This is a genomic window from Intestinimonas sp. (assembly GCF_026169115.1).
In the GTDB taxonomy this organism is placed as follows: Bacteria; Bacillota; Clostridia; order Oscillospirales; family Oscillospiraceae; genus Intestinimonas.
The window spans coordinates 40,528-51,962 of record NZ_JAPFEA010000132.1 but is presented as its reverse complement, the minus strand read 5'-3'; the positions used below and the strand labels follow the sequence as shown (position 1 = coordinate 51,962).

General features: G+C 61.3%; 13 protein-coding genes and 1 tRNA gene. 13 read left to right on the top strand and 1 reads right to left on the bottom strand.

From position 1 onward, the window contains the following. Positions 1 to 98 precede the first annotated feature (98 nt). Positions 99 to 1,181: a recombinase family protein gene (locus Q0Y09_RS11375; RefSeq protein WP_297721664.1), complete on the top strand. Its 1,083-nt coding sequence runs from the start codon at positions 99 to 101 to the stop codon at positions 1,179 to 1,181. Then, positions 1,096 to 1,455, top strand: a complete 360-nt coding sequence (locus Q0Y09_RS11370) for a DUF4368 domain-containing protein (protein WP_297721661.1) — start codon at positions 1,096 to 1,098, stop codon at positions 1,453 to 1,455. Before Q0Y09_RS11375 ends, Q0Y09_RS11370 begins: the two co-directional genes overlap by 86 nt. Before the next feature lie 66 nt (positions 1,456 to 1,521). Here the strand turns inward: Q0Y09_RS11370 and Q0Y09_RS11365 are convergent. Further along, a tRNA-Pro gene (locus Q0Y09_RS11365) sits at positions 1,522 to 1,598 on the bottom strand. Positions 1,599 to 1,762: 164 nt separating this feature from the next. Here Q0Y09_RS11365 and glmS point away from each other — a divergent pair. The 11 genes from glmS to Q0Y09_RS11310 all read left to right on the top strand — a co-directional run bounded on the left by glmS (position 1,763) and on the right by Q0Y09_RS11310 (position 11,426). Then, positions 1,763 to 3,598, top strand: a complete 1,836-nt coding sequence (gene glmS / locus Q0Y09_RS11360; RefSeq protein WP_297721659.1) for a glutamine--fructose-6-phosphate transaminase (isomerizing) — start codon at positions 1,763 to 1,765, stop codon at positions 3,596 to 3,598. A 14-nt stretch (positions 3,599 to 3,612) separates the two neighbouring features. Continuing rightward, the gene (locus Q0Y09_RS11355; RefSeq protein WP_297721655.1) at positions 3,613 to 5,178 is read left to right on the top strand and encodes an ABC transporter substrate-binding protein; all 1,566 of its coding nucleotides are present in this window, start codon (positions 3,613 to 3,615) and stop codon (positions 5,176 to 5,178) included. Positions 5,179 to 5,272: 94 nt separating this feature from the next. After that, a complete protein-coding gene (locus Q0Y09_RS11350) occupies positions 5,273 to 6,229 on the top strand; it encodes an ABC transporter permease (protein ID WP_297721652.1) in 957 nt (318 codons plus the stop codon). Further along, on the top strand, positions 6,216 to 7,073 hold the full coding sequence (locus Q0Y09_RS11345) for an ABC transporter permease (protein WP_297721649.1): 858 nt from the start codon (positions 6,216 to 6,218) through the stop codon (positions 7,071 to 7,073). Before Q0Y09_RS11350 ends, Q0Y09_RS11345 begins: the two co-directional genes overlap by 14 nt. 137 nt (positions 7,074 to 7,210) lie before the next feature. After that, positions 7,211 to 8,155 (top strand): stage III sporulation protein AB, encoded by a 945-nt coding sequence (locus Q0Y09_RS11340; protein WP_297721646.1) that lies wholly within the window; start codon positions 7,211 to 7,213, stop codon positions 8,153 to 8,155. Then, positions 8,149 to 8,664, top strand: coding sequence for a stage III sporulation protein AB (locus Q0Y09_RS11335; protein WP_297721643.1), 516 nt, complete (start codon positions 8,149 to 8,151; stop codon positions 8,662 to 8,664). Before Q0Y09_RS11340 ends, Q0Y09_RS11335 begins: the two co-directional genes overlap by 7 nt. A gap of 41 nt (positions 8,665 to 8,705) precedes the next feature. Then, positions 8,706 to 8,900 carry a stage III sporulation protein AC gene (spoIIIAC, locus tag Q0Y09_RS11330; RefSeq protein WP_297721640.1) on the top strand — a complete coding sequence of 65 codons (195 nt, stop codon included), beginning with the start codon at positions 8,706 to 8,708 and terminating at the stop codon, positions 8,898 to 8,900. A 5-nt stretch (positions 8,901 to 8,905) separates the two neighbouring features. Continuing rightward, the gene (locus Q0Y09_RS11325) at positions 8,906 to 9,292 is read left to right on the top strand and encodes a SpoIIIAC/SpoIIIAD family protein (protein WP_297721637.1); all 387 of its coding nucleotides are present in this window, start codon (positions 8,906 to 8,908) and stop codon (positions 9,290 to 9,292) included. An 18-nt stretch (positions 9,293 to 9,310) separates the two neighbouring features. Beyond that, positions 9,311 to 10,408, top strand: coding sequence for a stage III sporulation protein AE (locus Q0Y09_RS11320; protein WP_297721634.1), 1,098 nt, complete (start codon positions 9,311 to 9,313; stop codon positions 10,406 to 10,408). After that, positions 10,405 to 10,896: a stage III sporulation protein AF gene (locus Q0Y09_RS11315; RefSeq protein WP_297721631.1), complete on the top strand. Its 492-nt coding sequence runs from the start codon at positions 10,405 to 10,407 to the stop codon at positions 10,894 to 10,896. The genes Q0Y09_RS11320 and Q0Y09_RS11315 overlap by 4 nt, the downstream gene beginning before the upstream one ends. Further along, complete coding sequence (locus Q0Y09_RS11310) at positions 10,893 to 11,426, top strand: stage III sporulation protein AG (RefSeq protein ID WP_297721628.1); 534 nt, start codon at positions 10,893 to 10,895, stop codon at positions 11,424 to 11,426. The genes Q0Y09_RS11315 and Q0Y09_RS11310 overlap by 4 nt, the downstream gene beginning before the upstream one ends. Positions 11,427 to 11,435: the final 9 nt, after the last annotated feature.

Below are 11,435 nucleotides of genomic sequence, written 5' to 3'. Positions count from 1 at the left end.
GCCTAACTGTTCCATCGACATCCTTAACACGGGCAGTCGGCAGAGGTATAATATACATAGATAAGAACCTCTTGCTTGATTGCAGGAAGGAGGATATTTTGAAACAGTCAAGCAAGAAAATCTCTACCGGCACAGCCGCTCTCTACTGCCGCCTGAGCCGTGACGATAACATGGACAGCGAGTCCAACAGCATCCAGAACCAAAAGAAAATACTTCAAAAGGCCGCTAAGGATAAGGGCTACACGGACACTATCTTTTTCGTGGATGACGGGATCACCGGCACTACCATGAAGCGCCCCGGCTTTCAGAAAATGATCGCCGCAATCGAGGCCGGGTACATCTCGGCGGTGTTTGTGAAAGACCTCTCCCGGCTGGGCCGGAACTACATTGAGGTGGGCAGGCTCACCGAGGAATTTTTCCCGCTCCATGATGTGCGGCTGGTGGCCGTTTCCGATGGCGTGGACAGCGACGAGGGCGAAGATGATTTCACCCCGTTCAAAAACATTATGAATGAATACTACGCCAAAGACATTTCCAAGAAGCGCCGGATCGTCAACAAGATGAAGGGCAACGCCGGGATTCCGCTTTCGCCGCCGCCCTACGGCTACATAAAGAACCCGGACGATCCCTGGTTTTGGGTGATTGACCCGGAGGCCACCGAGGTGGTGCGCTGCATTTATCGTCTGGCCTTGGAGGGCAACGGGCCTTTGCAGATTGCCACGGCGCTGGGAAACATGGGGGCGCTGAACCCCTCGGCCTATCGAACCAGCAAGGGAATTAGCAAGGGCGGTTCCAAAAGCACCGTGGAGCCCACAAAATGGGGGCATACCACAATCAAGAAGATTTTGACCACGCAGGAATACTGCGGTGATGTCATCAACTTCAAAAGCTATTCCAAATCCTATAAAATGAAGCGTCGGATTGAGAACCGGTCGGAGAACAGGGCGATCTTCCTCAATGTCCATGAGCCTATCATTGACCGGCCAACTTGGGAAAAGGTACAGGCGTTAAAAGGCGGGACACGGCGCAAGCGCCCCACAGTTACCCAAGAGCCCAGCGTCTTTTCCGGCTATCTGAAATGCCCGGTTTACCAAAATGTCCAAGCGGTACGAGCAGGAGCAAGGCGAAAATGCCAAGAAAATCAAGGCGCTTCGTCTGGAACTGAAAAAGCTGGAAGATAAGCGGATGGATGTGGACACCTTCTTGGAAACGGTGCGCCGCTACACCGACGCCACCGCTATCACCAAACGCATGGTTGCCGAGCTCATTCAGTACATCGAGGTCTATCCTGCGGTCAAGGAGGACGGCATTACCAATCAGCGGGTGACGATCCACTACAACTGCATTGGAGCCTTTGAGGTGCCAGATCGCCGGAAGATCCCCGAGCGGGACATTCTTTTGGAAACGAGAAAAGGCGTAGCATTAAGCTACGCCCCCGCACAGATTGCCATATAGATTTGGAAATAAAAAATGCGGAGTATCATCAACAGACCTTTTCAGATCATTTAATGATACTCCGCATGGTCCGAGTGGCGGGATTCGAACCCACGGCCTCTTGGACCCGAACCAAGCGCGATACCAAGCTTCGCCACACCCGGAAATGTTTTACCGAAGACTTATTATAATTGGTCAAAGCCGTAATGTCAAGCATTGGTTTCTCAATTTGAAGGTGCACGCGCGGAAATTTATGTTGTGGGATGGCTGAGAGGATGATATAATAATTTACTGATTTCCCCATAAAGAATTGGAGGAGAACGATCCTATGTGTGGTATTGTTGGATATATCGGCAGGGAGGAGGCCGCCCCCATTTTGCTCGATGGGCTGGAACGGCTGGAGTATCGTGGCTACGACTCCGCCGGGCTGGCCGTCTACTCTGAGACAGATGGCTTGAAAGTCGTCAAGGCCAAGGGGCGGCTGAAGGTGCTCTCTGACATTGTGGCGGGAGGGAAGACCATCCACGGCACAGTTGGGCTGGGCCATACCCGCTGGGCCACCCACGGGGAGCCCTCTGACGTCAACTCACACCCCCATGTGAGCACATCGGGACGGATCGCCGTCGTCCACAACGGCATCATTGAAAATTATGCCCACATCAAAGCGTTCCTGGAGTCCAAGGGTGTGTCCTTTGTCTCCCAGACCGATACCGAGGTGGTGGCCCAGCTGCTGGAGTACTACTACCGGGGCGATATCATGGAGGCCGTCACCAAGGTGCTCCACCGCATCGAGGGCGCCTACGCCCTGGGTATCGTCTGTGCCGACTGCCCCGACCGGCTCATCGCCGCCCGGAAGGACAGTCCCCTGATCCTGGGCCTGGGGGAGGGCTTTCACTTCCTGGCCAGCGACGTCACCGCCGTCATCAAATACACTCGGGACGTCTATTATCTGGACGATGGAGAGATTGCCGTCCTCACCAGGGACGGTATCCAGGTCTACAACCACCCCTACCTCCAGCCGGTGCAGAAGGAGCTCCACCATGTGGACTGGGAGATCTCCGCCGCCGAAAAGGGCGGGTACGAACACTTCATGGCCAAGGAGATCATGGAACAGCCCAAAGCCTTCCGGGACACGGTCTTTCCCCGCATACAAAACGGGCGGGTGGTGCTGGACGAGCTGGAGATCACCGAAGAACAGCTCAAGGCCATGGATAAGATATATATCATTGCCTGCGGCTCCTCCTACCATGTGGGCATGGTGGCCAAGTATATCCTGGAAGGCATCCTCCGCAAGCCGGTGGAGGTCACCCTGGCCTCTGAATTCCGCTACTGCGAACCGCTGGTGACCGAGCACACATTATGTATCGTTATCAGCCAGTCCGGCGAGACCATCGACACACTGGCGGCCATGCGGGAGGCCAAGCGCCTGGGCGGACGGGTGCTGTCCATCGTGAATGTGGTGGGCTCCACCATTGCCCGGGAGTCGGACGGCGTGCTCTACACCTGGGCCGGCCCCGAGATTGCTGTGGCTACCACCAAGGCATATTCCACCCAGTTGGCTGTGATCTATCTCATCGCGCTGCGGTTTGCCGAGCTGCTGGGTACCGTGAGCGAGGCGGCTTATGAGGAGATCGTAGCCGAGCTGCTCACCATCCCCGCCAAAATGGAAGAGGTCCTGTCCCACCGGGAGGCCATCCAGTACTATGCCTCCATCTACTTCAACCACGAATCCATCTTCTTCATCGGGCGGAATATCGACTACGCCATCGGACTGGAGGGCTCTTTGAAGCTGAAAGAGATCTCCTACATCCACTCTGAGGCTTACGCTGCCGGTGAACTCAAGCACGGGACCATTTCCCTCATTGAAGACGGCACCCTGGTGGTGGCCCTGGCCAGCCGGGTGCAGCTCTTTGACAAGCTCATGAGCAATGTGGTGGAGGTGAAGTCCCGGGGAGCCGATGTGCTGGGCCTTACCGTTGCGTCCCGAGCAAAAGAGATGGCCGGGACGGCGGATCATGTGATTACGGTGCCGGATACCCACCCCATGCTCCTGCCCAGCCTGGATGTGATTCCGATGCAGCTGTTTGCCTATTATGTGGCGCTGATGCGGGGCTGCGACATCGATAAGCCCCGGAATCTGGCCAAGTCGGTGACTGTGGAATGAGGCGGGGGAGATTTTTGGCGGCAGCCCTGGCGCTGGCCGCCCTGCTGGCCCTCCTGCCGGCCTGCGGGCCGGGGGACGGCAAAGTGGCAGGCGTAACGGTAAACTATGGCATCTCCAATCCCTGGGACAGCCTGATGCCTTATAACAGCATTTCCGGCAGCAACTATGCCCGTATGATCTACGACAAGCTCTATGACCGCCTGGCCTATGTCCATGCCGACGGGCGCCTCTCTCCACGGGCAGCCAAAAGCTGGGAGGGGAGTGAGGACGGCCACACCGCCCTCTTCCATTTGGATGAACAGGCTGCCTTCCATGACGGCACGCCTGTGACGGCGGAGCATTGGGTGGAGACCTTCACCCTCATGACTGATCCGGCTTGTCCGGTGCTGGGCCGGGGGAATTTTTCCGTATTCACCGGGACCGACCAGGACGGCTGCCGGGTGGCAGGGGAGACCTTCGGCGTGGAGGCGGTGGACGAGTACACCTTGAAATTTACCTTTCGGGACCCGACGACCCCGGAGGATTTCCTGCTGAATAAGAACCGGGAATTTTATGTCCTGCCCACCCATCTGCTGGAGGGGGAGGACCCCGCCGGCCTTATGGAGTTGGAGTTCTGGAAGGCGCCGGTGGGCTCCGGGCCGTGCCGGTTTCTGGAGGAAGTGCCCGGCAGCCGTCTCACCCTGGCAGCAAACCCGGATTACCAGCTGGGACGCCCCGGCTTTGACAAGCTGGTCATCACAGTGATGGACAAGTCCAACCTCCTCACAGCCCTCATTGCCGGGGACATGGACTACTACGCCATCGGCGGCAATATCACCACCGAGAATGCGTCTCTGGCGGAGAGCAGCGGACTGACGGTTCTAAAGGGGACGGTGCCCAACACCTTCTTTGAGCTGATGCTCAATGCAGAGCGTATCCCGGACGCCCGAGTCCGCCGGGCCATTGAGCTGGCGCTGGACAAGGAACTGCTGTGCGAGCAGTCTACCCATGGCCTTGGCAGGCCGGCGGGGAGCAGCCTCAGCCCCGAAGGCCCCTATGCTGCCGCTGCGGAACCGGCGGGAGCGCGGGATGTGGAGGGAGCCAGGTCCCTGCTGGCCGAAGCCGGATACGACGGCAGGAGCTATACTCTGGTATGCACCTCCAACCGCGCCGGACTGGCCGCTCTGATGCAGCAGAACCTGGCAGAGGCAGGCATCAACATCACCATTGAGACGGTGGACTCGGCGGCTATGTTTGCCGGGATGGCCGACGGGACCTACGATCTGGGCATTGCCAGCCACACACCTGCTGCGCTGCCCCTGTGGTTCACGGAACCCCGCCTTTCAGAGACCAACAATCTCTTCCATATTGCCGACCTTACACCGTACAGCCAGCGCATCCAGGCCATCCGGGCTGAGACCGACGTGGACAAGCGCATGGAGCTTGTGGCCGAACTGGACTCCTATCTGGCGCAGGAGCGCCCCTTTATCCCCCTGTGGTTCGGGACGGCCCTCCATGTCCAGTCTCCCACGGTGGCCAACATCGATTACCCCTCGGCCAGCTTCTCCAACGAGAATGTGTGGGAATGGGTAAAGGAATAAACATTTACACTGTATAGAATAGACCTCCGTAAGGGGGCCCCGAAGGCGGGACCCCCTGTGCCCTAACCGGGCCGGAAGTGCAGGAGGAATTACAATGGCACAGTACATTCGCAGGCGGCTCATCACCGCCATTCCAGTTTTCTTTGGTATCACCATCCTTGTCTTTTTGCTGGTGGACCTGGCGCCCGGGGACCTGACGGATCTCATGGGGGAGGGAGCGGCCGGCGAGACGGAACGGGCGGCCATGGAAGCCGCCCTCGGTCTGGATCAGCCCCTGCCGACGCGGTATGCTCTGTGGTTGGCGGGGCTTTTCCATGGGGATCTGGGCCGCTCCTACCACTATGGGCAGGAGGTGTCCGAGCTTATCATCCAGCGTCTCTGGCCCTCGCTCCTCCTCACCGGTACCGGTGTCGTGCTGGCTGTCGTCATCGCCGTTCCACTGGGGATGCTGGCTGCCTGGGAGCCAAGAGGGGGGTGGGGCCGCCTGGCCCATCTGTTTACCGTCTTCGGTTCGGCGGTACCGGGCTTTTTCCTGGCCCTGGCAGCCATTTTTCTCTTTTCGGTGAAGCTGGGGTGGCTGCCGGCCTCTGGCATGTATCGGGCCGCAGGCGGGGGAGGGGCCGGGGATCTGCTCCGCCATCTCATTCTACCCGCCGGGATCATTGGGCTCAGCAATGTGGGCGGCATCCTGCGGCAGACCCAGAGCGCCTGTCTGGAGGTCCTGGGGGAGGACTACATCATGACCGCACGGGCCAAGGGTCTGAGGGAACGGGTGGTCCTGGTCCGTCACGCTCTGCGCAGTGCCCTGATCCCGGTGCTCACCAGCATCCTGACCCACATCCCCCACATCATCGGCGGGTCTGTGGTCGTGGAGCGGATCTTCGGCTGGCCGGGCATGGGCAGCCTGATGTTCTCCGCCGTCAGTGGTCGGGACTTTAACGTGATTATGGGGGTCACGGTGGTGATGGCCCTGGCGGTCCTGCTGACCAGCCTGCTGCTGGATGTGGTCTACGGCCTGGTAGACCCGAGGGTGCGCTATGGAGAGCGGTAAGCGTGTATGGTTTCGCCTGAGGTCGGACCGGCGGGCGGTGGTCTGTATGGTCATCTTGGCCCTGGAAGTTCTGTGCGTGCTGCTTTTGCCGCCGCTGCTGGGTCTGGAGCCCAATGTCACTGACCGGACAGCCGGATTCTGGGCGGCTCCTTCGGCGGAACACTGGCTGGGGACCGACGACGTGGGTCGGGATATATTGGCCCGGCTCATCTGCGGTGGGCGCATCTCCCTGCTGGTGGGCTTTGCTGCCGCCGCCATCAATCTTGCCGTTGGGGTCCCACTGGGGCTGCTGGCCGGCTACCGGCGCGGCGCGTGGGAGTTCTGGATCATGCGGCTGGCCGACGTGTTTCAATCCTTTCCCAATATCGTGCTCACACTGTGCCTGGTCAGTCTGATGGGGGCTTCGGTGCTCAATCTGGTGCTGGTCCTGGGGCTGCTGGGCTGGCCGGGGATCGCCCGGCTGGTCTACGGGAATGTGCTCTCAGTCCGGGAAAAGGAATATATCCTGGCAGTTCGGGCCCTGGGTGGCAGAACAGGGACCATTCTATATCGGAATGTCCTGCCCAATGCAGTGGCACCGGTGTGGGCGGCCCTTGGCCAACGGGTGGGGCGGGCCATCCTGTCCGAATCCAGTCTCAGCTTTCTGGGGGTGGGCATCCGACCACCTCAGGCATCCTGGGGCAACCTGATGCAGAGCGCATCCAGCCTGGCTGTCCTGACCGGTCGGCCCTGGGTGTGGCTGCCTCCGGGCCTTCTCATCGTCCTGACGGTGGTCTGCCTCCAAATCCTGGGCAACGCCCTGCGGGACGCCATGGACCCGAGAGCTGCCCGTAAAGAACGATAATGATGATAGAGCGGGAGAAAGGTGTGCGGCCTATGCCGCACGCCTTTTCTTTTGGAAAATTCTTGGACGGGCAGTCATAGGTAAGGGTACCCTCACATAGAATGGAGCATCTGCAAAGGAGAGGGGTGCTGAGCACAATGATAGTGCCCATAAGGGAAGAAGCCGCAGAGCGGTTTTCACAGGCGGCGTCCCTGCTGCCCAAGGGGCTGCGTCAGGGAGCGGAACGGCTTTCCAGGTCGGACAAGGCACGGGCTGAGGAACTGAGACTTCGGATCGGACGACTACCTACCGTCACTCTGCCGGAGGGAGAGATACCGCTGGCGACTGACGGGGGACAGCCGGTCACCAGCGAAGACCTCAGGCTGACGTTGGAGATCGCTACCCAGGCATCCGCGCACGCTGTCCTGGACAGGGTGCGGGAGGGATATGTCACGGTGCGCGGCGGGCATCGGGTGGGGCTGTGTGGAAGCGCAGTCTGTGAAAACGGCGTGATACGCACCATAGGGACGCTGTCCTCCTTGGCGATCCGTATCGCGAAAGAGGTCCCTGGCGTGGCTGAGGGGATACGTCCCCTGCTCAAAGAGGCCGGGGCGGTGGGGGGGACCGTGATCCTTGCTCCGCCGGGAGGCGGAAAGACCACCCTCCTCCGGGATCTCATCCGCCGTATCTCTGACGGTATTGAGGGCCCGCCCCTGCGGGTGGGAGTGGCCGATGAGCGGGGGGAGCTGGCCGCCATGTTTCATGGGACCCCGATGAACGATTTGGGCGCCCATACCGATGTGCTGGACGGCTGCCCCAAGGCGGAGGCCCTGACTCTGCTGCTGCGGGCCATGACACCGCAGGTGCTGGCAGCCGATGAGGTAGCAAGCGCCGAAGATGCCGCCGCCCTGGAGGAGGCTTCCGGCTGTGGGACCGCGCTTCTGTGTACCGCCCATGCGGTCAATCCCCAGGATCTTCTCCGCCGCCCGCTGTTTCAAAGGCTGGTCTGCCGCGGCGTCCTGACGCAGGCGGTGGTGCTGACAGGGCGGGGCGGAACGCGCCGCTGGAGACTGGCCGGGCTGGAGGGGGACGGGCTGTGTTAAGATTGGCGGGCGCATTGCTGTTGACAGCGGGGGCGGCGGGTGTGGGCCTGTGCGCAGCCGGACAGCTGGAGGAGCGGGTAAAATCCCTGCGTTCTCTGGTTGCCGGACTGGAGATTCTGGGCCGGGAGCTGGCCTTTCGGCGCGCCGCCATGCCGGAGTTGATGGAGCGGACCGCCTGCCAGACGGAAGAACCGGCCCGCTATCTTTTTGCCTATTGCAGAGAGCACCTGGAGGAGTTGGGGGAACAGACATTTGGCGCGATCTGGGCACAGGCGGCAGAGGAGGAGCCGGGACTGCTGCTTGCCCAGGAGGAACGAGCCGTGCTGGCGGAGCTGGGGGAGGTCCTGGGCCGCTATGATGCCGACGACCAGATCGCCGCTCTGGGAAGAACGGTAGATGCGCTCAGGGTCTGCCTGACCCGGGCACAGGAGGAGCGGCGGCGGCTGGGGCGGGTCTACACCGCACTTGGCGTTGGCTCGGGGGCCATGCTGGCTATTCTGCTGCTGTAAGGGCGGCGCAATCTCAAAAGGAACGGGGAAGTGGAAGGACCATGGATGTAGACCTCATTTTCAAGATCGCCGCCATTGGTATCCTGGTGTCCGTGCTCAATCAGGTGCTCACCCGGTCGGGGCGCGAGGAGCAGGCCACGATGACAACTCTGGCCGGGCTGGTTGTGGTGCTCATGATGGTGGTCCAAGAAATCAGCGAGCTCTTCACGCTGGTCAAGGACCTCTTTGGGCTGTAACGGCTATGCCGGATATCCTGCGATTGGCCGCCATCGCGGTAACGGCGGCTCTGTGTGCCGCTGTGGTCCGCAAGGGAGCTGCGGAGCTGGGACTGGTCCTGGCCGTGACGGCAGGAGCCGTTTTGCTGAGCACTTCTCTGGACGCACTTTCTTCGGTCCGGGCGCTCATGGATCTTCTTTCCGATACGGCGGGGCTCTCTCCGGCGGTGCTTGCGCCGGTGGTCAAGACCAGTGGCATCGCCATTCTGACCCGGCTGGCGGCTGAACTGTGCCGGGACGCAGGCGAGAGCGGCATTGCCGCCTTTGTGGAGACGGCGGGCGCGGCCTGTGCCCTATGCGCGGCGGTGCCGCTTCTGGAGACGGTGCTTACCATGGTGACGGGACTGCTGTAATAAGGGACGTGGATGAAAATGAAACGGATGTGTATGCTGCTCCTCTGTTTTCTCCTGTTGCTCACCAGTGCATCGGCGGCGTCAGGGGAGATCCTGACGGAGCAGGCGGAGCGATTGGGCCTGGACAGGCTGTCGGAGGCGGCTGGAGTCTATGGGCCCGGTACAGATGTGGCCGGAGCTGACCTGGATGCCGGGCTGCGGAGTCTTTTGGAAGAGGGACAGGCCGCCGCCGGCGGGGTACTCCGAAAGGCGGTGCGCAGCGCGGTGTCGCTGCTGGCAGTGGTGCTTTTGGCCTCTCTGGCCCAGGGGGTCTGGGAGACAGCGGGAGAGGGCGTCGGTCTTCCGGCGGTACCCATGGCAGCGGCCTGCGCCATCACGGCCATCGCGGTGAAGGATGCCGACGCCCTCATCGGGATGGGGCGTGAGATGCTGGAACGGATGGAGTCTTTTGGACAGATCCTCCTGCCCACCATGGCGGCGGCCACCGCGCTGGGGGGCGCTCCGGGGAGCGCAGCCGCCCGGCAGTTCGCCGCAATGCTCTTTTCCAATCTGCTCCTCACGGCCATCACCAGTCTGCTCCTGCCTCTGACCTATGGCTACATCGCGGCCAGTTTTGCCTGGGCGGCGGTGGGAAACGAGGGACTCAAACGCATGGCGGGCGTGTTGAAGTGGGTGGTGACCACCGTGCTCACGGTCCTGCTCCTTACCTATGTGGGTTATCTCACCGCAAGCGGTGTGGTGGCCGGCACCGCAGACGCTATGGCTGTGAAGGCGGCGCGCTTTACCGTCTCCAGCATGGTGCCGGTGGTCGGCGGCATCCTCTCCGATGCGGCGGAGACGGTGTTGGCGGGCGCAGGCGTGCTGAAAAACGCGGTAGGGATCTTTGGGATGCTGACCGTCTTGTCCATATCTCTGGTTCCATTCCTACAGCTCGCCATCCATTACCTGACCTATAAGCTCACCGGCGCCCTGGCCGCCACGGTGGCGGATGGACGGGTGGCCGGACTCATCGATCAGATCGGCAGCGCCTTCGGGCTTGTGCTGGGAATGACAGGGGCCTCCGCTCTGTTGCTCCTGGTGTCCATGGTGTCGGCCGTCTCCCTGTCCTCGCCATGATGGAGCTTCTGCGCCAGTGGCTCACGGGAATCACCTGTGCCGCCATCATTGTGGCCCTGGCAGACAGCCTGGCGGCGAGGGGAACGGTGCGTCGGATTGGTCGGCTGGCCGGTGGACTGCTGCTGCTGGCGGCAGTGGTAAAGCCGGTGCTGGAGGTGGACCTTACCGCCCTGTCCTCGGCCAACCTGCGGCTGGAAATGGAGGCGGTGCCCGCTGCGGAGGAGGCGGGACAGGACCTGATGAAATCCATCATAGGACGTGAGACCGGCGCATATATTCTGGACAAGGCGGCTGAGCTGGGCCTTCCATGCCGGGAGGTGCAGGTGCTGTGCGCCGTCGGAGAAAATGGGATGCCATACCCGGAGTCCGTGGTGGTGACGGGGCCCATGAGCCGTGAGGAACAGGCGCTGCTCGCCCGGCGGATCGAGGCCGATCTGGCCATCCCCGCAGAGCGGCAGAGCTATCGCGATGGAGGCGAGGAAGGATGAAGGGGACAGAACGTGCCGCGGCGGCGGGCAAAAAGGCGATGTCGGTCCTGGAAAAGTATAAATTTGTTCTGCTGATCCTGCTGGTCGGACTGCTTCTCCTGCTGCTGCCGGCCCAGTCTGAGACTGGAAAGGAGGCTTCTGCGGAACGGACAGGGGAGACGGTACAGGTCGCCTTTTCCCTCTCTGAGCTGGAGGAAAAGCTGGAAAAGACCCTCTCCAAAATCGACGGAGCTGGAGAGGTGACGGTGGCCCTTGCCCTGCGTACGGGTCCCCGGCAGATCCTGGCACAGGATACGACGGGGTCGGACCGGAACGGGGACCGTTCGGAGGAACGGACCACTGTGGTGATCTCCGGTGGGTCCGGGCGGGAGGAGGCGGTGACCTTGCAGCAGATGGCGCCGCAGCTGCAAGGAGCGGTGGTGGTCTGCCCCGGCGGGGATGATCCAGGGGTCCAGCTGAAGCTGGCGGAAGCCGTATCCGATCTCACCGGCCTGGGTGCGGACAAAATATCCATCTGTAAAGGTAAGTAAGGAGGAAGC